This is a genomic window from Enterobacter sp. Crenshaw (assembly GCF_024734705.1).
Taxonomy (GTDB): Bacteria; Pseudomonadota; Gammaproteobacteria; order Enterobacterales; family Enterobacteriaceae; genus Enterobacter; species Enterobacter asburiae_B.
Genome location: NZ_CP102932.1, coordinates 108,922 through 128,608 on the forward strand (window position 1 = coordinate 108,922; position 19,687 = coordinate 128,608).

Sequence of the window (19,687 nt, forward strand, 5' to 3'; positions counted from 1 at the left end):
TAACGCTGTGAGATACGTATCTTTCGGGCCGTTATTTGCGCCCGGAATGGCCGAAGCCGCCTTCGCCACGGTCGGTGGCGTCAAAGTCTGCCACCAGGTTAAATTCTGCCTGTACCACTGGTACAAAGACCATCTGGGCGATACGCTCGCCCGGTTCAATGGTGAAGCTGTCCTGACCGCGGTTCCAGACGGAGACCATCAGCTGACCCTGGTAGTCGGAGTCGATCAGGCCGACCAGGTTACCCAGCACAACGCCGTGCTTATGACCCAGACCAGAGCGCGGCAGGATCACCGCTGCCAGCGACGGGTCAGCAATGTGAATTGCCAGGCCAGTTGGAACCAGGGTAGTGGCACCCGGAGCCAGTTCTACGGAGTCATCGAGACAGGCGCGCAGGTCAAGACCGGCAGAGCCGGAGGTGGCATAGGTTGGCAGCGGGAATTGCTCGCCAACACGCGGGTCCAGAATCTTAACGTCGATTTTTTTCATCATAACGGGTAACGATCTCGTCGAGTAATTGTTGGCCCAGGAGTTCCTTGCGCTCAAGCGGTAAGACTTTATCTCCATCCTGCCAGAAAAGGTGCAGTGCGTTGCTGTCGCTGTTAAATCCTTGTGTGGCCAGCGATACGTCGTTCGCGCAAATCAAATCGAGGTTTTTGCGGGTACGTTTTTGCCGGGCATATTCTTCCACATTATTCGTTTCTGCGGCAAACCCAACAACGTATGGACGATGGCTTTTTAGTGCGGCGACACCGGCGACAATGTCCGGGTTTTTCACCATTTTTAGTGTTAATTCATCGCCTTGCTTTTTAATTTTAGCCTCGGCGATAGTCTCGGCACGATAGTCTGCGACGGCCGCACAGCCGATAAAAATCTGCTGGCTTTGCGCATGTGCCTGCACGGCGGCTTCCATCTCCAGCGCGGTGGTGACGTCAATTCGCTTCACAAACGCAGGGGTAGGCAGCGATACCGGGCCGCTCACCAGCGTGACGTTCGCGCCACGCCTTGCGGCGGCGGCGGCAATCGCAAAGCCCATTTTGCCGGAGCTGTGGTTGGTGATGTAGCGCACCGGATCCAGCGGCTCGCGCGTGGGGCCCGCGGTAATCATGATGTTGAGATGTTGCAGATCGTTGACAGGCGAAAAATGGGCTGCGGCCATATCAACAATCGTCAGCGGATCAAGCATGCGACCCGGGCCAACGTCGCCGCAGGCCTGGCTGCCGCTGTCCGGACCCCAGATAAGCAGGCCGCGTGAGGCCAGCGTCTCAAGATTATGCTGGGTGGCCGCGTTACGGTACATCTGCTGGTTCATGGCAGGAACGACGGCAACAGGCGCAGGCGTGGCCAGACAAATAGTGGAGACCAGATCGTTTGCCATACCGGCCGCTACCCGAGCGATTAAATCAGCCGTGGCGGGGGCGAGGATAACCAGGTCTGCCCATTTACCCAGCTCAATATGGCCCATCGCGGCTTCGGCGGCCGGATCGAGCAGGCTGTCAGATACCGGGTATCCTGAAACGGCCTGCAGGCTCAGGGGAGTGATAAAGGCTTTACCGCCTTCGGTTATCGCGACCCGCACGTCAGCTCCGCGCTCGCGCAGACGACGCACCAGCTCCGGCGCTTTATAAGCAGCAATGCCGCCGCTCACGCCAAGAACGATTTTTTTACCGGCCAGGCTCATCATGATTCTTTCCTGTTGGGTTTCACCAGAGAGCGGGCATTTTATCACAATCCCCAAAGCGGGGTGATTTTGTCCTTCGACCACTTTGCGAGGCGCTACGCAAGAACGCAATGTGGCCGTCGAGCGACGGATTGGCCTGTGGCAGCATAAGGTTAAAAAGGGGAGAAAGAGCATGGAAGAAGAGGATGAGGAGCTGCTGCCGCGCGAAAAACTGCTGCGCTATGGCGTTAGCCTGTTAAAAGACGATGAACTGCTGGCGCTCTTTTTACGTACCGGAACGCCCGGAAAAACGGTATTTACGCTGGCAAAAGAGCTGATCGCACATTTCGGTTCGCTGTACGGTTTATTGACCGCCGATATGGCGCAGTTTAAGCACGTTGAGGGAATTGGCGTGGCGAAATATGCCCAGCTGAGGGGCATTGCTGAACTTGCCCGCCGTTTTTACAATGTCCGCATGGAGAAGGAAGATCCGATCCTGACGCCAGAAATGACGCGTGAATTCCTGCAAAGCCAGTTAACTGATATTGAACGCGAGATCTTTATAGTGATCTTTGTCGATAACAGAAATCGGGTGCTGAAACATAGCTGTCTCTTTGCGGGCACGTTGAGTCACGTTGAGGTGCATCCGCGTGAAATTGTGCGGGAAGCGATAAAAGTGAATGCAGCGGGCGTGATCCTCGCGCATAATCACCCCTCTGGCTGTGCAGAACCGAGCAGAGCGGACAAAGAAATCACCGAACGCATTATCAAATGCTGTCAATTCATGGACATTCGTGTGCTGGACCATCTGATAATTGGCCGCGGTGAGTACATTTCTTTCGCAGAACATGGCTGGATTTAGGCTATTTCTCGCGATCCATCGGGATCTTTGTCTGTTCGGGACTTGAGCACACCGCCGAGTCAGCGTATACTACGCCACCTTTGAGAATCTCGGGTTTGGCATTTGGGCCTGGCAATCGAGAGTTCACTTAGAACTATGCGATGACCGGGCTGTAAAGCCTGACGAGGCGCCGATACCCCATACGAAGCTCGAGCTAATTTGATTTTTGGAGAATAGACATGTCCCGAGTCTGCCAAGTTACTGGCAAGCGTCCGGTGACCGGTAACAACCGTTCCCACGCACTGAACGCGACTAAACGCCGTTTCCTGCCGAACCTGCACTCTCACCGTTTCTGGGTTGAGAGCGAGAAGCGTTTTGTCACCCTGCGCGTATCTGCTAAAGGTATGCGTGTAATCGATAAGAAAGGCATCGATACAGTTCTGTCCGAACTGCGTGCCCGTGGCGAAAAGTACTAAGTACTTAAAGAGGAAATAAATCATGGCTAAAGGTATTCGCGAGAAAATCAAGCTGGTTTCTTCTGCTGGTACAGGTCACTTCTACACCACCACGAAGAACAAACGTACTAAGCCGGAAAAACTGGAACTGAAAAAATTCGATCCAGTTGTACGCCAGCACGTACTGTACAAAGAAGCTAAAATCAAATAATTTTAGTCTCCTTGTATCGAAAAACCCCGCAACTGCGGGGTTTTTTGCATTCTGCATCTCAACGGAGGAACCATGCCTGAATTACCTGAGGTAGAAACCAGCCGTCGCGGCATTGAGCCCCATCTGGTCGGCGCGACGATTCTTCACGCGGTGGTCCGCAATGGACGTCTGCGCTGGCCGGTGTCCGATGAGATCCATGCCCTGAGCGATAAACCCGTCCTTAGCGTACAGCGTCGCGCGAAATACCTGCTGCTGGAACTGCCCGACGGCTGGATTATTATCCACCTGGGGATGTCCGGGAGCCTGCGCATTCTTACCGAAGAACTGCCTGCGGAAAAGCACGACCACGTCGATCTGGTGATGAGCAACGGCAAAGTGCTCCGTTACACCGACCCACGGCGCTTTGGCGCGTGGCTGTGGACGAAGGAGCTGGAAGGGCATAACGTGCTGGCGCATCTGGGCCCGGAGCCGCTCTCAGACGCGTTTAACGCAGAATACCTCAAGGCGAAGTGTGCGAAGAAGAAAAGCCCGATTAAGCCCTGGCTGATGGATAACAAGCTGGTGGTCGGCGTGGGGAATATCTACGCCAGCGAATCGCTGTTTGCGGCGGGGATCCATCCCGATCGGCTGGCCTCTTCGCTGTCGGCGCAGGAGTGCGAGCTGCTGGTCCGGGTGATTAAAGCCGTATTACTTCGCTCGATTGAGCAGGGCGGGACAACGTTGAAGGACTTCCTGCAAAGTGACGGCAAGCCGGGCTATTTTGCCCAGGAGCTGCAGGTGTATGGCCGTAAAGGCGAACCGTGCAGAGTTTGCGGCACGCCAGTGATTGCCACGAAGCACGCCCAGCGCGCCACGTTCTACTGCCGTCAGTGCCAGAAATAAGGCTACTTTAGCTTTTCCATCAATGCCTGGTGGACGTTAGTCGGCAGGAAATGGGTGACATCGCCGTGATGACGCGCCACCTCTTTTACCAGTGTGGAAGAGATAAACGACCACTCTTTGGAGGGCATCAGGAACACGCTCTCCAGCTCCGGCATCAGGTGGCGGTTCATGTGCGCCAGCTGCATCTCATACTCGAAGTCTGCCACCGCGCGTAAACCACGGATCAGAATATTGGCCTGCTGAGCGCGGGCGAAGTTTGCCATCAGGTCGCTAAACCCGACCACCTCAACATTCGGCAGGTGCGAAATGGCATCGGTGGCGAGCTGTACGCGCTCGTTGAGATCAAACATTGGCTTTTTGCTGGGGCTGGCGGCAATGGCCAGGATCACCTTGTCGAACATGCACGCCGCACGGGTGATGATATCAAGATGACCGTTGGTGATCGGATCGAAGGTACCCGGATAAATCGCTTTTGTGCTCATGGCTCACGTTTTCTCTGAGTAGCCGCGGCAGAGCGCCCACAGCTCGGTGTATTTGTTGAAAGTATACTGGGCATTCACAACCGCGAGTAACCAGCCCTGCTTGCCGTCCAGGACGCCACCACGCAGCAGCAGCGTTTTCAGGAACGCGCCCAGCGTGTGGGTGAAGATACCCGTCAGCGAGGCCTTCTTGCCGCGCTGGTGACGCTCCTGAGCCCATGCGGTGGCATAGTTGAGCTGTTTACGCTGGAAGCTCGCGAAATCACGACAGGTCAGGTGCAGCAAATCGCCCGTCAGGGGAATGACCTGGGCGCTATCGCAGCTCAGGGATTCATGCACCAGATTGTCGTTGTATTGATACCGCTCGCGTTCGTAGAGGCGCATCACGCGGTCAGGATACCAGCCGCTGTGGCGCATAAAACGGCCAAGGAAGTAGTTGCGGCGGGCAATGCTGTATACGGCGCCTGGCTGGGGCGAGGAAATCACCGCCTGAATGGCCTGCTGAAGCTCAGGCGTGATGCGTTCGTCGGTGTCGAGCATCAGGACATAATCACCTGTGGCATAGCCCTGCGCGCGCTGGCGCTGGATGCCATAGCCTTGCCAGTCAGCGTCGATAAAGACTTTTGCGCCCGCTGCCCGGGCAACGTTCACCGTGTTGTCCGTACTTCCAGAGTCAAGAATGACTATTTCGTCAGCCCAGGCAACCGACGCCAGGCAATCCGGAAGCAGGTCGGCGGCGTTTTTGGCGATCATGACGACCGACAGACGCGTTGACATCAGTGGCTCCGCTGGGGCAGATAAGGTTGCAGAAGCTGCAGCAGTCGGGTCAATGCGCCCTGGTTCTGGTGCAGCACTTCGACGGCATGACGCCCGTACCACAGGCGATAATCTTCGTCAGTCAGAAGGGTCGATACCTCTTTAACCACCGAATCCGCATCGGTCACGGTAATTAAACCATCGGCCTGCTGTAATTTCGCGCAGATATCTTTGAAGTTAAACGTGTGTGGCCCCATCAGCACCGGAATGGCGTGGGCTGCCGGCTCCAGCGGGTTATGACCGCCGCGTTCGACCAGGCTGCCACCGACAAACGCGAGGTCAGCGATTCCGTACAGCAGCATCAGCTCGCCCATCGTATCGCCAATCACCACCTGGGTGCTGCCGGAAGGAATTTCACCGCTGCTGCGCAGCGTGAAGCTGAATCCGCCTTTCTGGACCATTTCACGGGCATCTTTAAAACGCTCCGGATGGCGAGGCACGAGGATCAGCAGTAAATCAGGGAATTTTTCCAGCAGCTTGCGGTGAGCCTGCAGAATGATCTCTTCTTCGCCATCATGAGTACTGGTGGCAATCCAGACCTGACGACGCGGGGCCCACTGGCGACGCAGCGTGATCGCACGGGCGGCGAGCTCAGGGGTAACGGAAATATCAAATTTCAGGCTGCCCGTTACCGCAAGCTGGTTGCGTTTCAGGCCCAGCGCGATAAAGCGTGCCGCATCCTCTTCGTTCTGCGCGGCAATCAGCGTAATTTTGCTCAGCAGGCGGCGCATAAACTTACCCAGCTTGCCGTAACCTTTCGCCGAGCGCTCTGAAAGGCGGGCGTTGGCAATGACCAGCGGGATTTTACGGGCATGCAGGGCGGAAATCATATTCGGCCACAGTTCGGTTTCCATCACGATCACCAGCTTCGGGCGAACGGTATTCAGGAAACGATTCATGGCGCAGGGCAGATCGTAAGGCAGATAGACGTGCTGCACGTCTTTACCGAAAGCGGATAACGCGCGCTCCGAGCCGGTTGGCGTCATCGTCGTGACGGTGATTGGCAGCGAAGGGTAGCGGTGACGCAGGGCGCGAACCAGCGGGATCGCCGCCAGCGTTTCACCGACAGAAACGGAATGCAGCAAAATACCGTCCGGTACGACTTTATTGCGGCAGAAGCCATAGCGTTCAGCCCAGCGTTTACGATACGCAGGCGCTTTCCGGCTACGAAGCAACAGTCTCAGCCACACCAGTGGCTGAATGATGTAGAGCAGAGCGGTATACAACAATTCCAAGCGATTATCCGTTTTTTTAGTTTCGGCGGGCAAATTCTAAGCATTTAGGCCAGGTAAAGCTATCTCTTATGCCAGATACCGTTTCAAACGGAAATAACGTCGACCCAGCCGCCAGCGCAGACGCGGACTTTTTGCACTTTTCCAGATGAGTTTCCAGATGCCTGTTTCGAAGAACTCTTTAATAATCATTGATTTCTTCTTCTCATCCTTCATGTTGTCGAAGGTGTGAATAATGCCCAGGCCCTCTTTGGCAATTTGCCAGTGGCAGGCAGGGATCCCTTTCACTTTATCCGGGTAGCGCTGATTGATGGCGTCGAGCATCTGCAGGATTTTCATGTAGTGACGCGCGGAACGAATCAGCGTGTCGTCATTGTCCGGCATATGGGACACCGATGCAGAGTGAATGTAGTAGTCGTAATAACGTTCACTGGTGTACTGAACCCGCTCTGCCGCAAGCAGCACTTCGGTGGTCCACGGGATATCCTGATGGCGCAGGCCGGGTTCGAAATGGAAATTGTGTTTACGGATAAAGTCGTGGCGATAGATGTTCAGCCAGGTGACGTGAAGGAATTTACGAGAGTCCAGCGCCATTTTTAACCACGCAGGGCCAGTCATGACCCCAGTCGAAGCCAGTTTGTCTTCAGGGAAGATCGGGCGCGAGGGTTTCTTGTTATTCTCCCAGACGTAGTTCCCGTTACAGGTGGCGACATCCAGATCCTGCGTGACGGCCATATCCAGCAGGTGTTGGTACATGCCGGGTTTAAAGACATCATCAATATCCGGGAAAGAAAGATATTGACCCGTCGCAACGGCCAGACCGGTGTTACGCGCGATGGATACGCCCTGGTTTTGCTGTTCTATGACCTGCAGCTGCGGCAGTTTTTCTCGCCAGTTTTCGACGATCTCCATCGAGCGGTCAGTAGAGCCGTCATTGACAATGATGACTTCCATGCTGTCGATGCGTTGATTGACAAGGCAGGTAAAGAACTGATCCAGGAAAGCTTCACCGTTATAAACGGCAACCACCACGCTTAACAATGGGGCTGAATTTTGCATAAGAAACCTGATTATTTTTGATTGTCGACCAGAGCAACATATTGCTGGCAAATGGCATTGATACCGAACGACGCGATGGTTGTATCGCCAACGACCGGCGGGGCGGTATAAATATCCGCCAGCGTTTTTGCCAGTGACTCGTCATTTAACTCTGCCATCCCGCGCGCTAAAGCGCCGGTGAGGATTTCGGCAGGGCCTCCGGGGCAATTTGTACTGACCGGTGGCGTCTGGCAGATAATGGCTTCAACCAGCACATTACCAAAACCTTCGCAGTCAGAACTTAACACTAAAAGGCGTGCCCCTTTAATCCAGGGATAGGGATTGGACTCGAACGGGCGGAAAACCGTTTTGTTTTCAATACCCAGCTCGGCAGCAAGCTGCTTGAGTTTTTGAATTTGAGCGTCAGATCCATTGCCCATCATGACCAGCGTTGTGTCAATTTTACTCAGGGCGAACGCACGTAAGAGTCGGTCGTGGCGTTTGTGCTCATGGAAGCGGCCAACATGAATAATGTAATCCTTTCCCTGCATCTCGAAGGGCGCATCCGCCAGACGCTGAATTTCAGGAATATCGAAAGGATTATGGATAACCGCTTTGCGTCGAAGATTGAGCGACAGCGTCTCGGAAAGATCTGTCAACACGGCGCCTGAGACGGCGACAACGTTGCGGTTTTCGTAGGTATGACGAATTTTAAGATGTTTAAACCAGCGCGAAAGTCCGCTGCGATGGCGAAGATAGGAAAACGAGAACATGCCGTGCACGCAGAACCAGACTTTATCACGTTCCAGCGCGCGGCAGTGCGACACAATGCGGTCGGTTTTGTGCAGGTGAGAGAACACCACATCAAATTTGCCGCTGCGCTCAGCTCGCTCAATCGCCTGATCCAGCAGTTGGGCGCGGCGTGGGATTTCCGTCAGCTTTCGCCACGGTTTTTTACATGTGTCCTGAACAACCTGATAATCGATGCCTTCCGGGATGGCGTAGTCGCACACTTTCCGCAGAGAGAATAGAGAGACCTGATGTCCCATTTCTATTAATCCACGGGAGAGTGTAAGAACCGTTTTTTCAGCTCCTCCACCGGGTAAACCATCAATAATCATTAGGATGCGCATTTTTAATCCAGTAATTTTTGATAAAGCGTAATAAGCTGACTTGATAGTTTTTCGGGAGTGGCGTCTTTTACACGTTCACGTGCCGCTCGTCCCATATTGTTATTTTTTTCCAGTGAAGGAATGGCGGCTACCGCTTCCTTCAGTGTACTGATATCAAGTGCGTCACAATAAAATCCGTTCTGGCCTTGTTGAATAAACTCTGCACCACCGCAACTCTCTGAAGTAATGACGGGCAAGCCGCAGGCCATCGCTTCAAGAATGACGTTAGGAAAGGGATCATACAGCGTTGGCAACAGTAAACCATCGGATAGCTGATAAAAAGGCAGAGTTTCTTTTTGCACCCCCAGGAAACGGATTTGCCCCTCGCAGCCTAACGAACGGGCGAGGTCGCGATAACGACGCTCTGCTTTATCTTGCCCAACAACAATCAGCCAGGCTGATGTTCCAGCGATAGCGCGTATGGCGCTGGCTAATCCTTTTCGTTCAAACCCTGAGCCAACAAAACAGAACACAACGGCATCGGCTGGCAAACCAAATTGCTGGCGCAGCATCGCACGCTGTGCCTCCTGGGCCGGAACGAAGCGGCTGGAATCAATAGAATTATAAATCACATGAATTTTATTTGCGTCAATATCAAAGTCTTCAACGATTTCGCGTTTGATCATCTCCGCATTACAGATTACGGCTTTCAACTCAGGCGACTGATACATTTCCCGTTCCGCACGCATCACGTAGCGGTGATAGCGGTCATACATCAGCATTTGCGCACGCCAGGCAGGTAAAATGCGCGCGCGCTGCAGCAGCCAGCGACGATGCACCCCATCACCCGCGCGATAGATATCACAACCCGGGATGCGCTCATGGCTTTGAACAATATCAAACTGCTGTTGCTGCCACAGCGCGCGCGCGGCCTGTGCAAATCCGCGCTCTCGACTGATGCGGCCCCATTTTTGAGGGTTGCAAATGTGGATATGCCAGTCGTCTTGCTTCTCTCCCTGCCACTCACGCGTGATGACGTTGAGCTCAAGGTTCTGATTGCTCAGCGCGGTGAGAGCGCGCGAAACGAAGCGTTCCGCTCCGCCATCAGGGCGATACTTTTGGCGAACAATGGCCAGACGATGGTTTTTCATGACAGATATCTCCTTGCGGCGGAGACGACAGCATCAACGGGAATGGCGTCGAGATAGCGTTCTTTCGTTTTGGTATCAATGGCATCCGGATCGGGTAGCGGGCCGTAATCGCCGGCCCAGATGACTTCACCGTTGACTTGCCATGGAGACCAAAACGTGAGTTTAGAAGGGCCAAACAGCGCCACGCAGGGCGTTTGCAGCGCGGCGGCCATATGCATTGGAACGGAGTCAACGCCGATAAAAAGACGCGCATGATCGATAAGTGAGGCCAGCTGGCGCAACGTTAGCTGGCCCGCCAGCGAGACGACTCCCGTCCTTGGCGAGGCGGCGAGAATGCGATCGATCATCGCCAGCTCTTTTTTATCCGGCCCCGCGGTGAGCACAACCGTATGACCATCCTGCTGCAGTGCAGTAATGGTTTGCGCCATTTTGTCTTCGCTCCAGCATTTAAAGAACCAGCGGGACGTCGGCTGGATCACGATATAGCTGTCGCCCACAGCCGTCTGCGTCAGCTTTTGGCGGGCATGATCCCAGTCTTCTGCGGTGTAAGCCATGGTGACGGCAGGCTGCGGCGCGACCGGTAATGGCGCCAGAATGGAAAGATTCTGTTCGACCGTATGCAGGGATTTGTGGCCGTCGACAGAGACCAGATCGGTGTGACAAAAACGCCAGAATGCACCGTTGCGTTTGTTAAACGCGAATCCGAGGCGAACGGGTGCACCGGTGAAACGGGTGACGATCGCGCTACGCCATTGATCGGCCAGGTTAATCACCAGATGATAATGCTGATTTCTTAACGCACGCAGCAACTGCCACTCTTTTTGAAGATGCTTCAGCGTGCCAAGCTGTTTCCATTTACGATCGATTCCATAAATTGTACCGATCGCCGGATGCGCGGCGAGCATATCGCGCGTTTCTTCATACAGCAGGACATCAATCTGCGCCTGCGGCCATTTTTGACGTAGCGAATCAATGACGGGAGTGGTCAGCAACATGTCGCCATGATGGCGGAGTTTGATAAGTAAAATGCGCAAATCAGGTGTGTCAGGTAAGTTATTCATCATCATCTTATCGGCGTTGTACTGATGGCAATTCTAATAGACCTGATAGCGACTTGCACTCTTTCTCCATAATCTCAGTAATTTCCCTGGAAGGGTTTACTCATGCTTTGGAGAGTGCGTAACATAGCGCTAACTTTCCTGTCTTGCGGACTCATTATGAACAAACCAGCGTTTATCATCACAATTGATACTGAGGGCGATAATCTCTGGCAAAATCACCGCGTCATTAAAACGGAAAATGCGCGTTATCTGGCGCGTTTCCAGGCGCTTTGTGAGCGTTTCGGCTTTAAGCCCGTGTGGCTGACCAATTACGAGATGGCGATCGAACCCGTTTTCATCGAATTCGCCAGGGACGCAATCGCCCGCGGTCAGGGGGAGGTGGGAATGCACCTTCACGCATGGAATAGCCCGCCGGAACACGATCTCACGGGCGATGACTGGCGATGGCAGCCTTATCTGGTTGAATTTTCGGATGAGGTGATGCGCGAAAAAGTGCTGTTCATGACACGCCTGCTGGAAGAGACCTTCCAGACCAAAATGTTAAGCCACCGTGCCGGACGTTGGGCATTTGACAGTCGCTACGCAAAATTGCTCGTTGAACTGGGCTACCAGGTGGATTGCTCCGTGACGCCACGCGTGAACTGGCGCAATGCGAAAGGCGCCCCACAGGGTAATGGCGGAACGGATTATCAGCATTTCCCCGACCACGCCTATTTCATGGATTTAGACAATATTTCCCGGGCAGGCAATAGCCCATTACTCGAAGTGCCGATGAGCATTCAGTATAAACACCCGGCGTGGTTGAACACGATCAAACAGGGTTACGACAGGCTTCGCGGTAAATATCGCTCTCCCTCTGTGAGCTGGCTAAGACCGTCCGGTGGGAATGCGGCGCAAATGATTCAGGTCGCACAGCAATGCCTGTCGCAGGGAAGTGAGTACGTGGAGTTTATGCTTCATTCGTCGGAATTTATGCCTGGCGGAAGCCCAACGTTTAAAGATGAGGCGGCGATTGAAGGGTTGTATCAGGATTTAGAAACGCTCTTTAGCTGGTTATCCGATAAGACGGTAGGGATGACGCTGGCGGAGTTTTATCAGTACAAGAAAAAATAATGCCCGCCAGGCGGGCATTATCATTAGCGTTGCTTGGTTTGCGAAAAAGGGGTACTCAACGCAAATACGGTGACAAAGAAGATTAAAGCTTCAGAACTCAACAGTATGACGTCAGTCAGGCCATAGAGTAATAAAAGAAGCATGGTCGTCAGCAGCAGGCCATTTCTGTTTTTAAGGGCGTAAACGATCATCGATATATAGAAAAACACTAATATCGCCAGCCCTGGGATCCCCTGCAGAGAATATTTCTCAATAAACTCATTGTGCAGATGCACCCTGATAAACTCGAGGGCAGCCGCGAGGTGTGGATGCCCATCTTTCACATATTGCTGTGTCCATATTTCGCGGTCTTCAACTGATTGCCCTAAAGGATGGGCCAGCCCGTTTTGAATACCAACACTCCACATAGAGAAACGTGCGCCGAGCGAGGTTGCATCATTACCTTTTTGATAACTTTCAACTTCAGCTTGTGTTTGTTGTAGCTTGGGTAGGATTAATGGTTTGTAGCTAACAATAACAATACCCGCCACAATACATAAGAAAATCAGCGTAGATTTAAGGTGTATTCTTCTGAAGTGATAAAGTGTGAGTACAATCGCCAGGAGTAGATATAACCCCATTGCGGCACGGGTGCCCGTTAGAAGAATGACGAAATAAGATATTAAGATGATGAGTCCTGCGGCTACATACAGTTTGATATTTTTCTGTAGATAAAGGCTGTATACAAACGCCAGTGACAATACAGAATAAACATAGGCCGACACGGTCGCACGGTTTATGGCCATCTCGATACGCCCCATACCCTGTGAAGCCTGCCATAAGCCATAGCCAGTGGCGAGTATAAACCCTGCACCAGAGGCGTATAAAAAATATTTCTGGAAGGATGCTCTATCAATATAAGACTTAAACCGGTCAAGGTAAAAAATGAGAATACTTGCCAGAATTAATTTTTTACTTGCACCGAGATAATCGCTATAAACGTTCAGACCTTCGCTATGATATTCATACACCAGATACCAGCCAAGATTAAGCAGGCCAATCAATAAAATCGGCAATGCGATAGAAAAAGGACGCACTGTGATTTTTTTATATTCGCACGCTAAGCCGATAATGCTGGCATAAATCGCAATATAGAAAAACTCTCGCTGCTTACCTGAACTCAGCAGCGCCAGCGCAAGCGAAATAAGGCTCAAAATCAGCGTCAGCTGATAAAGCCGCAGTTTTACTTTTTCCATAATGCCTCAATGACCCTTTTTTTGTAGCTGAAACGTACATCTCTGGTAAAGAAGAAAGAGAGAGAATAAAGTGCATTGACCCGCTGTTTAACCAGTTTGAGTTGCAGGTCAGTCAGATGCTGCCGGTGGTTTCTGTAGATATCAAACCAGTGACAATTAACAAGATGCTTAAAAGAACGAGGGAATGTTTCTTCCATTTGCAATGTGCAATCAACCAGCGTAGCGATTTTACTGGCGTCGAGACGGCTCGACAAACTGTCGTTACGTTTGATGTAATAATAGTGCCCCTGACGCTGATAGACTATTTTACGCGATTGCATCAGCATGCCGGGAAACACGGCGAAATCTTCATAACAAATCATCGAAGGAATCGGGTTATTTACATACAATTTTCGATGAATGAATTGCCCGATGAGATGTGCCTGAAAATCTTTGTGCTGCAGGAACCGCTTTATTGCCTCATGTTGTGACAAAGCAACAGGAGAGAACCCCTGCCAGTCGGCTGTCATTTTTTTGGTGTCGCGAATTTCCAGCAGGCGCGTCAGGAGCATATCAGGGCGCTCTGATTTGAGAAACGCCACAGCGTCCCTGATGCTGCCCGGTTTCATTCGGTCATCGCTATCCAGCATGGTGATGTATTCACCTGTGGCCAGCGAGAGGGCACTGTTTCGAACATGGCCTACGTTGCGGTACTCTACGTATCGGGATTGCGCATTCGGAAGCATTGGCAGCCACGCTTCAATAATATCCTGCGTTGAGTCATTGGAACTGTCGTTAAAGATAATGATCTCTACATCATCCCTCGCACCCTCAATCGCGTTTTGCAGGCTTTCTAGCGTAGTGTGAAGCGTATCTTTGGCGTTATGCGCGGCAATAATGATGCTTAGAAAAGCCATAATAATTAGTTTCCCTGAGCATCAAAGGAGTATGCGTCTGTATTAATTGTGGGTAACTCGCAAATGAAGTGTTTGAGTTCACGTAGCGCTTCGTCTGTTACAGCGAAGAGTTCTGCCCGGCTCTGTGAGAAGTAATATCGTGTTTCAAAAACATATGAGCAAATGTTGTCATCATTACCAATCAGCAATACGTTGCCCAGCGGACGCTGTTCATAGTGGCAACAAGGCCCGAACAGTAAGATTACCGGCACGCCTACCGCATCGGCAATGTAGACATTCCCCGAATCAGACGCGATATAGCAATCCATTTTAGAAATGGCCCACGGCAGCTCTTCAAGCGAGATTTTGCCAATCAGGTTAATAAAGTTGGGCAGTTCACCGTAAGCGCGGGTGATATCATCCATCCACGATTGTTCATTCGGGGCGCCAAACACATAAAATTCGCAGGGCAGGTCGGCGAGACGATCGGCAATTTGCTTCCAGATGACCGGCGGAACGGTTTTCGCTTTATTCCCGGCGGCTACGCTGATACCAATGTGGATCACGCCGGGTTTATCGAGGATTGCCGGATAGGTCGCAGGTTTGAAAAGTGGCTTTGTGGCGTGCTTTGGCGAGTCTTGCCAGGTTAAGGTGCGATCGGCCAGTTTGAGATAGTTCGTGACTGAAAGAGTCTTCTTACCGTGTTCAACAGTACCGTCTGCCGTTGCATAGAAAATACCGTGATACCATCTGCGCGTGTATGTGCTTAAAAACTGTTTGTTTTTAGCGTTACACGCGGAGGCGAAAAAGAGGTTCACGCTGTTGGGTTGCAGGAGATAGACATTGTCATAGCGGTTCATGATCCGGCAGGCAAAGACCAGCTTTCGCCACAGGTTACGCTTATGCTGCTCGATAAAAAAAATCTCATCGATCGTCTCATCATGCTTCGCCAGCGCACCCACGCTACGACTGATGAGCACGTCGCTTTTTTGCAGGTATGCCAGAAGGGGCGTTGCATTAACAAAATCGCCGATTTTTGCTGTCTGAATGACCAGGTTTTTACCTGTCTCTTTGCGGAACAGCTTCCGGATAAGCTTCACCGGAAAGAGTAAAATCAGCAGAAATACGTAACTCATGCGTTAGATATCCCTGTTGGAAAGCCAACGGCTGCCCTGTAAAAATGAAAAAATAGCATCTGCGCTGATATCCTTCGTTTGCTGGGTCGGGCTGACCATCTGATGCTGGTTTTTACCGTAACCCCCAATCAATCCGGGATCGGTCGGACCAAAAATCGTAATATTCGGACGATCCAGCGCCGCGGTTAAATGGCTTAAACCTGTATCAACGGAAACAACAGCATTCGCTCCCGCCAGCTGCGCGGCAACCTGCGCCAGCGTGAGTTTCGGCAATACCTCGACGTGTGAAAAGCCTGCTGCCAGACGCTCTGCACGCTGCCGCTCATGTTCAGCGCCCCAGGGCAGTTTAATATGGATGCCGGTAGGTTGCATTAGTTCAATCAGGCTTCGCCAGTGCGTTTCCGGCCAGTGTTTATCGTCGCGCGTTGTGGCATGCAGGAAGACAAGATAAGGCTGAGCACAGGGATCTGTATTGCGCAAAAAGTGCTGCGCAATGGCGTAGTCGCCCTGGGTTTCCGGTTTCACATAGCCCAGGCTTTTTGCAAACAGCTCGCGGGTACGTTCTACGGCATGCTGTTGCTTTGCGATGTGGTGGCGACGGTTATAGAACAGGCTCGCCAGCGGTTCGCGGGCGGTATGCCAGTCCATGCCGTGCTTTACGCCGTGTGCCAGACGCGTCACCAGCGCGGCGCTTTTCACCAGCCCCTGGGCGTCGATGATGGCGTCGTAATGCTGTGCCTGCACCGCCTCACGGAAGGCTTTGCGTTCGGCTTTAATCGGCGCGGAGAACCACGCTTTGCGCCAGCGGCGGATCGCCACCGGGATCACGCGGTCAACCGCTTCATGCCAGGTGGGGATCTGCGCGAAGCCTTCTTCCACCACCCAGTCAAAACGAATGTCGGGAATGGCCCGCATGGCGTCCGTCAGTGACGGGAGCGTATGCAGAACATCGCCCATCGAAGAGGTTTTAACGATCAGTACCCGCATTCGTTATCCTTCTTCGCTCAACAGCAGTTCGTTAAGCTCTTCGAGAACGCGCTCTGGCGTAATGTCGATCAGGCTCTGATGGTAGCCTTCTGCGGCATCGCCCTTGCGTACTTTGTGATAGCCGGTGATCAGGCGGATGACGCGCGCTTTATGAGAAAGCGGGGGCGTGAAGTCCGGGCTACTTGGGCCATACAGCGCCACCAGCGGGCGGTTGAGCGCGGCGGCGACGTGCATCAGGCCCGAATCGTTGCTGACCACGGCCTCACAGGCGGCAATCAGAATAACAGCCTGTTCAAGCTGCGTTTCTCCCGCCAGGTTGCGGCACCAGGCCTGCTGTTCATTACTGAGCGTCGCGAGAATTTCGTTGCCTGCCTCGTGGTCCTTTGCCGAACCGAACAGGACAATCTGGTAGCCTTCGTCAATCAGCTGTTTCGCCAGCTCCGCATAGTGATAGTGCGGCCAGCGTTTTGCCGGGCCGAACTCGGCGCCGGGGCAGAAGCCAATCATCGGGCGTTCAGACGATAGACCAAACGCGTTACAGGTCTGGGATTTTTCACCGTCGTTAACCTGAAGCTGTGGCCACAGCAGCGGCTGCGGCAGGTCTTTCGCACTGCGCATCACGCCTTTGTCGTAGGCCAGCGCCACATAGCGCTCCACCATCAGCGGCCAGGCCTCTTTATCCAGCACCCGCGCATCGTTCAGCAGGCCGTAGCGCATTTCACCGCGCCAGCCGGTGCGATGTGGGATACCTGCAAAGAAAGGCACAAGGGCGGATTTAAAGGAGTTTGGCAGGACATACGCGCGATCGTAGCGCTTGTCGCGCAGGCTATGGCCGAGCTTGCGGCGTTCGCCAATTTCCAGCGCCCCGTGGCCAAGCGGCATCGGGATCGCCTCGTTCACTTCCGGCATACGCGACAACAGCGGACGGCACCACGCGGGTGCCATCACGTCGATTATCGCCTGGGGATAACGCGCCTTGAGCGTGCGATAGAGACTTTGCGACATCATCATGTCGCCCACCCATGACGGGCCGATCACCAGAATCTTCATACTTACGCGTCGCGGTTCAGCCAGGCCATATATTCCGTTACGCCTTCGGCAACGGTCTTGAACGGCTTGTCGTAGCCTGCGGCGCGCAGGTTGGTCAGATCGGCCTGGGTGAACGCCTGATAACGGCCTTTCAGCTTGTCAGGGAACGGAATGTACTCGATGCTGCCTTTTTTGTGATACGCCAGCGTTGCGTCAGCCACGGCCTGGAAGGACTCTGCGCGGCCGGTACCCAGGTTGAAGATGCCGGATACGCCGTTTTCCCAGAACCACAGGTTCACTGCGGCTACGTCGCCCACGTAAACGAAGTCGCGCTTAAAGCCGTCGCTGCCCTCGAACAGTTTCGGGCTTTCGCCGTTATTCAGCTGGGTGTTCAGGTGGAATGCCACGCTCGCCATGCTGCCTTTGTGACCTTCGCGCGGTCCGTAGACGTTGAAGTAGCGGAAGCCGACAATCTGCGAGTTCGCTTCTGGCAGAACCTGACGCACGTATTCGTCGAACAGGAATTTGGAGTAACCGTAGACGTTCAGCGGCTGCTCATACTCGCGGGACTCGATAAAGTCCGAGGTGCGGCCGCCGTAGGTTGCCGCGGAGGAGGCATACAGGAACGGAATTTCACGCTCCAGGCAGTAGTGCAGGATCTCTTTGGAGTACTGATAGTTGTTGTCCATCATGTACTTACCGTCCCACTCTGTGGTGGAAGAACACGCACCTTCGTGGAAGATGGCTTCGATCTCGCCGAACTCTTCACCTGCCATAATCTGGATAAGGAAGTCTTCTTTATCCATGTAGTCAGCGATGTTCAGATCCACCAGGTTGACGAACTTGGTGCCGTCTTTCAGGTTGTCAACCACCAGGATGTCGGTGATGCCTTTGTCATTGAGAGCCTTAACAATATTGCTGCCGATAAAGCCCGCGCCGCCGGTAACGATGATCATAACTGTAACCTTTGAAGTGTGGAGCCCGGGGACAATCCCGGACGCTAATGTCTCTATCATATCATTAGTATGGCTGCCCTTCAGCCATTCACCTTCACAGCGCAGGGGTACGCGTGATTTATGCTGCAAAAACGACAAGAGATGACGTGTCATCTCGTCATGAACTATAGGTTTGGGTAATATGTCCCGAAATTTGCCGAGTCTGGAGAATTGCAATGCGTGGTGATTTTTACAAACAGTTAAACAGCGACCTCGACACCGCACGTGCGGAAGGGTTGTTCAAGGAAGAGCGTATTATCACGTCTGCCCAGCAGGCGGACATCACCGTTGCCGACGGCAGCCATGTGATCAACTTTTGTGCGAACAACTACTTAGGTCTTGCGAATCACCCTGAGCTGATTGCCGCTGCAAAAAACGGCATGGACACCCACGGTTTCGGCATGGCCTCCGTACGCTTTATCTGCGGTACGCAGGACAGCCACAAGCAGCTTGAGCAAAAGCTGGCGAGCTTCCTCGGAATGGAAGACGCGATTCTGTACTCCTCCTGCTTCGACGCCAACGGCGGTCTGTTTGAGACCCTGCTTGGCGCAGAAGATGCGATTATCTCCGACGCCCTGAACCACGCCTCCATCATCGACGGCGTACGCCTGTGTAAAGCTAAGCGTTTCCGCTACGCCAACAACGACATGGTCGAGCTGGAAGCGCGCCTGAAAGAGGCGCGTGAAGCGGGTGCTCGCCACGTGCTGATCGCCACCGACGGCGTGTTCTCTATGGACGGCGTGATCGCCAACCTGAAGGGCGTGTGCGACCTGGCGGATAAATACGACGCGCTGGTGATGGTAGATGACTCTCACGCGGTCGGTTTTGTCGGCGAAAATGGCCGCGGTTCCCACGAATACTGTGACGTGATGGGCCGCGTGGATATCATCACCGGTACGCTGGGCAAAGCGCTCGGCGGCGCGTCCGGCGGCTATACCGCCGCGCGTAAAGAGGTGGTCGAGTGGCTGCGCCAGCGCTCTCGCCCGTACCTGTTCTCCAACTCCCTGGCGCCGGCCATTGTTGCCGCCTCCATCAAGGTGCTGGAGATGGTGGAGTCCGGCGCTGAGCTGCGCGACCGCCTGTGGTCCAACGCCCGTCTGTTCCGTGAAAAAATGAGCGCCGCAGGGTTTACCCTGGCCGGTGCTGACCACGCGATCATTCCGGTGATGCTGGGCGATGCGGTTGTTGCGCAGCAATTTGCCCGCGAACTGCAGAAAGAAGGGATTTACGTCACCGGGTTCTTCTTCCCGGTGGTACCAAAAGGTCAGGCGCGCATCCGCACCCAGATGTCTGCGGCGCATACGCCTGAACAAATTGAACGTGCGGTGGAAGCCTTTACCCGCATCGGCAAACAGCTGGGCGTAATTGCCTGAGGACGTGT

21 protein-coding genes are annotated in these 19,687 nt (G+C 53.4%); 6 read left to right on the forward strand and 15 right to left on the reverse strand.

Going from position 1 to position 19,687, the window contains the following annotated elements; translation table 11 throughout:
* Positions 1-31 precede the first annotated feature (31 nt).
* Together dut and coaBC are read right to left on the reverse strand one after the other, a co-directional pair.
* Entirely contained in the window at positions 32-490 is a 459-nt protein-coding gene (dut, locus tag NWV12_RS00470) for a dUTP diphosphatase (RefSeq protein WP_048980252.1), read from the reverse strand.
* Positions 468-1,679, reverse strand: a complete 1,212-nt coding sequence (gene coaBC / locus NWV12_RS00475) for a bifunctional phosphopantothenoylcysteine decarboxylase/phosphopantothenate--cysteine ligase CoaBC (protein ID WP_087823747.1) — start codon at positions 1,677-1,679, stop codon at positions 468-470. Before coaBC ends, dut begins: the two co-directional genes overlap by 23 nt.
* Positions 1,680-1,851: 172 nt before the next feature.
* Between coaBC and radC the strand changes: the two genes are divergently transcribed.
* The 4 genes from radC (at position 1,852) to mutM (ending at position 4,047) form a co-directional block, all read left to right on the forward strand.
* Entirely contained in the window at positions 1,852-2,520 is a 669-nt protein-coding gene (gene radC / locus NWV12_RS00480; RefSeq protein ID WP_048980254.1) for a DNA repair protein RadC, read from the forward strand.
* A gap of 218 nt (positions 2,521-2,738) precedes the next feature.
* Positions 2,739-2,975, forward strand: coding sequence for a 50S ribosomal protein L28 (gene rpmB / locus NWV12_RS00485; RefSeq protein ID WP_002436699.1), 237 nt, complete (start codon positions 2,739-2,741; stop codon positions 2,973-2,975).
* A gap of 22 nt (positions 2,976-2,997) precedes the next feature.
* Positions 2,998-3,165 carry a 50S ribosomal protein L33 gene (rpmG, locus tag NWV12_RS00490; protein WP_003024094.1) on the forward strand — a complete coding sequence of 56 codons (168 nt, stop codon included), beginning with the start codon at positions 2,998-3,000 and terminating at the stop codon, positions 3,163-3,165.
* 72 nt (positions 3,166-3,237) lie between these two features.
* On the forward strand, positions 3,238-4,047 hold the full coding sequence (gene mutM, locus NWV12_RS00495; RefSeq protein WP_023309890.1) for a bifunctional DNA-formamidopyrimidine glycosylase/DNA-(apurinic or apyrimidinic site) lyase: 810 nt from the start codon (positions 3,238-3,240) through the stop codon (positions 4,045-4,047).
* Positions 4,048-4,049: 2 nt separating this feature from the next.
* On the opposite strand, the gene coaD is transcribed toward mutM, so the two are convergent.
* The 7 genes from coaD to rfaQ form a co-directional block, all read right to left on the reverse strand.
* Positions 4,050-4,529 (reverse strand): pantetheine-phosphate adenylyltransferase, encoded by a 480-nt coding sequence (gene coaD / locus NWV12_RS00500; RefSeq protein ID WP_023334018.1) that lies wholly within the window; start codon positions 4,527-4,529, stop codon positions 4,050-4,052.
* 3 nt (positions 4,530-4,532) lie between these two features.
* Positions 4,533-5,303 carry a glycosyltransferase family 2 protein gene (locus NWV12_RS00505; protein ID WP_048980257.1) on the reverse strand — a complete coding sequence of 257 codons (771 nt, stop codon included), beginning with the start codon at positions 5,301-5,303 and terminating at the stop codon, positions 4,533-4,535.
* Positions 5,303-6,577, reverse strand: a complete 1,275-nt coding sequence (gene waaA, locus NWV12_RS00510; protein WP_032661923.1) for a lipid IV(A) 3-deoxy-D-manno-octulosonic acid transferase — start codon at positions 6,575-6,577, stop codon at positions 5,303-5,305. The genes NWV12_RS00505 and waaA overlap by 1 nt, the downstream gene beginning before the upstream one ends.
* A 66-nt stretch (positions 6,578-6,643) precedes the next feature.
* Positions 6,644-7,633 (reverse strand): glycosyltransferase, encoded by a 990-nt coding sequence (locus tag NWV12_RS00515; RefSeq protein ID WP_048980259.1) that lies wholly within the window; start codon positions 7,631-7,633, stop codon positions 6,644-6,646.
* Between the two features lie 11 nt (positions 7,634-7,644).
* On the reverse strand, positions 7,645-8,745 hold the full coding sequence (locus tag NWV12_RS00520) for a glycosyltransferase (protein ID WP_048980260.1): 1,101 nt from the start codon (positions 8,743-8,745) through the stop codon (positions 7,645-7,647).
* Between the two features lie 2 nt (positions 8,746-8,747).
* Complete coding sequence (locus NWV12_RS00525; protein ID WP_048980261.1) at positions 8,748-9,875, reverse strand: glycosyltransferase family 4 protein; 1,128 nt, start codon at positions 9,873-9,875, stop codon at positions 8,748-8,750.
* Complete coding sequence (gene rfaQ, locus NWV12_RS00530; RefSeq protein WP_075204762.1) at positions 9,872-10,942, reverse strand: putative lipopolysaccharide heptosyltransferase III; 1,071 nt, start codon at positions 10,940-10,942, stop codon at positions 9,872-9,874. The genes NWV12_RS00525 and rfaQ overlap by 4 nt, the downstream gene beginning before the upstream one ends.
* Before the next feature lie 150 nt (positions 10,943-11,092).
* Between rfaQ and NWV12_RS00535 the strand changes: the two genes are divergently transcribed.
* Entirely contained in the window at positions 11,093-12,049 is a 957-nt protein-coding gene (locus NWV12_RS00535; RefSeq protein ID WP_048980263.1) for a polysaccharide deacetylase family protein, read from the forward strand.
* Between the two features lie 23 nt (positions 12,050-12,072).
* Here NWV12_RS00535 and NWV12_RS00540 read toward each other — a convergent pair whose 3' ends face one another.
* The 6 genes from NWV12_RS00540 to rfaD are packed head-to-tail and all read right to left on the reverse strand — an operon-like array spanning position 12,073 to position 18,267.
* On the reverse strand, positions 12,073-13,284 hold the full coding sequence (locus NWV12_RS00540; RefSeq protein ID WP_048980265.1) for an O-antigen ligase: 1,212 nt from the start codon (positions 13,282-13,284) through the stop codon (positions 12,073-12,075).
* Positions 13,272-14,180 (reverse strand): glycosyltransferase family 2 protein, encoded by a 909-nt coding sequence (locus tag NWV12_RS00545; protein WP_048980266.1) that lies wholly within the window; start codon positions 14,178-14,180, stop codon positions 13,272-13,274. The genes NWV12_RS00540 and NWV12_RS00545 overlap by 13 nt, the downstream gene beginning before the upstream one ends.
* A 5-nt stretch (positions 14,181-14,185) precedes the next feature.
* Complete coding sequence (locus tag NWV12_RS00550) at positions 14,186-15,295, reverse strand: glycosyltransferase family 9 protein (protein WP_048980268.1); 1,110 nt, start codon at positions 15,293-15,295, stop codon at positions 14,186-14,188.
* A 3-nt stretch (positions 15,296-15,298) separates the two neighbouring features.
* Complete coding sequence (gene rfaC / locus NWV12_RS00555; RefSeq protein ID WP_048980270.1) at positions 15,299-16,282, reverse strand: lipopolysaccharide heptosyltransferase RfaC; 984 nt, start codon at positions 16,280-16,282, stop codon at positions 15,299-15,301.
* Positions 16,283-16,285: 3 nt separating this feature from the next.
* Positions 16,286-17,332: an ADP-heptose--LPS heptosyltransferase RfaF gene (rfaF, locus tag NWV12_RS00560; protein WP_048980271.1), complete on the reverse strand. Its 1,047-nt coding sequence runs from the start codon at positions 17,330-17,332 to the stop codon at positions 16,286-16,288.
* A gap of 2 nt (positions 17,333-17,334) precedes the next feature.
* Entirely contained in the window at positions 17,335-18,267 is a 933-nt protein-coding gene (rfaD, locus tag NWV12_RS00565; RefSeq protein WP_008502707.1) for an ADP-glyceromanno-heptose 6-epimerase, read from the reverse strand.
* 215 nt (positions 18,268-18,482) lie between these two features.
* Between rfaD and kbl the strand changes: the two genes are divergently transcribed.
* A complete protein-coding gene (gene kbl / locus NWV12_RS00570) occupies positions 18,483-19,679 on the forward strand; it encodes a glycine C-acetyltransferase (protein WP_024906617.1) in 1,197 nt (398 codons plus the stop codon).
* Positions 19,680-19,687 lie beyond the last annotated feature (8 nt).

What these genes read in the sequence shown, in the direction of transcription:
- dut (WP_048980252.1), bottom strand. Translation starts at nt 490, where the DNA reads ATGATGAAAAAAATCGACGTTAAGATTCTGGACCCGCGTGTTGGCGAG.
- coaBC (WP_087823747.1), bottom strand. Translation starts at nt 1,679, where the DNA reads ATGAGCCTGGCCGGTAAAAAAATCGTTCTTGGCGTGAGCGGCGGCATT.
- radC (WP_048980254.1), top strand. Translation starts at nt 1,852, where the DNA reads ATGGAAGAAGAGGATGAGGAGCTGCTGCCGCGCGAAAAACTGCTGCGC.
- rpmB (WP_002436699.1), top strand. Translation starts at nt 2,739, where the DNA reads ATGTCCCGAGTCTGCCAAGTTACTGGCAAGCGTCCGGTGACCGGTAAC.
- rpmG (WP_003024094.1), top strand. Translation starts at nt 2,998, where the DNA reads ATGGCTAAAGGTATTCGCGAGAAAATCAAGCTGGTTTCTTCTGCTGGT.
- mutM (WP_023309890.1), top strand. Translation starts at nt 3,238, where the DNA reads ATGCCTGAATTACCTGAGGTAGAAACCAGCCGTCGCGGCATTGAGCCC.
- coaD (WP_023334018.1), bottom strand. Translation starts at nt 4,529, where the DNA reads ATGAGCACAAAAGCGATTTATCCGGGTACCTTCGATCCGATCACCAAC.
- NWV12_RS00505 (WP_048980257.1), bottom strand. Translation starts at nt 5,303, where the DNA reads ATGTCAACGCGTCTGTCGGTCGTCATGATCGCCAAAAACGCCGCCGAC.
- NWV12_RS00515 (WP_048980259.1), bottom strand. Translation starts at nt 7,633, where the DNA reads ATGCAAAATTCAGCCCCATTGTTAAGCGTGGTGGTTGCCGTTTATAAC.
- NWV12_RS00520 (WP_048980260.1), bottom strand. Translation starts at nt 8,745, where the DNA reads ATGCGCATCCTAATGATTATTGATGGTTTACCCGGTGGAGGAGCTGAA.
- NWV12_RS00525 (WP_048980261.1), bottom strand. Translation starts at nt 9,875, where the DNA reads ATGAAAAACCATCGTCTGGCCATTGTTCGCCAAAAGTATCGCCCTGAT.
- rfaQ (WP_075204762.1), bottom strand. Translation starts at nt 10,942, where the DNA reads ATGATGATGAATAACTTACCTGACACACCTGATTTGCGCATTTTACTT.
- NWV12_RS00535 (WP_048980263.1), top strand. Translation starts at nt 11,093, where the DNA reads ATGAACAAACCAGCGTTTATCATCACAATTGATACTGAGGGCGATAAT.
- NWV12_RS00540 (WP_048980265.1), bottom strand. Translation starts at nt 13,284, where the DNA reads ATGGAAAAAGTAAAACTGCGGCTTTATCAGCTGACGCTGATTTTGAGC.
- NWV12_RS00545 (WP_048980266.1), bottom strand. Translation starts at nt 14,180, where the DNA reads ATGGCTTTTCTAAGCATCATTATTGCCGCGCATAACGCCAAAGATACG.
- NWV12_RS00550 (WP_048980268.1), bottom strand. Translation starts at nt 15,295, where the DNA reads ATGAGTTACGTATTTCTGCTGATTTTACTCTTTCCGGTGAAGCTTATC.
- rfaC (WP_048980270.1), bottom strand. Translation starts at nt 16,282, where the DNA reads ATGCGGGTACTGATCGTTAAAACCTCTTCGATGGGCGATGTTCTGCAT.
- rfaF (WP_048980271.1), bottom strand. Translation starts at nt 17,332, where the DNA reads ATGAAGATTCTGGTGATCGGCCCGTCATGGGTGGGCGACATGATGATG.
- rfaD (WP_008502707.1), bottom strand. Translation starts at nt 18,267, where the DNA reads ATGATCATCGTTACCGGCGGCGCGGGCTTTATCGGCAGCAATATTGTT.
- kbl (WP_024906617.1), top strand. Translation starts at nt 18,483, where the DNA reads ATGCGTGGTGATTTTTACAAACAGTTAAACAGCGACCTCGACACCGCA.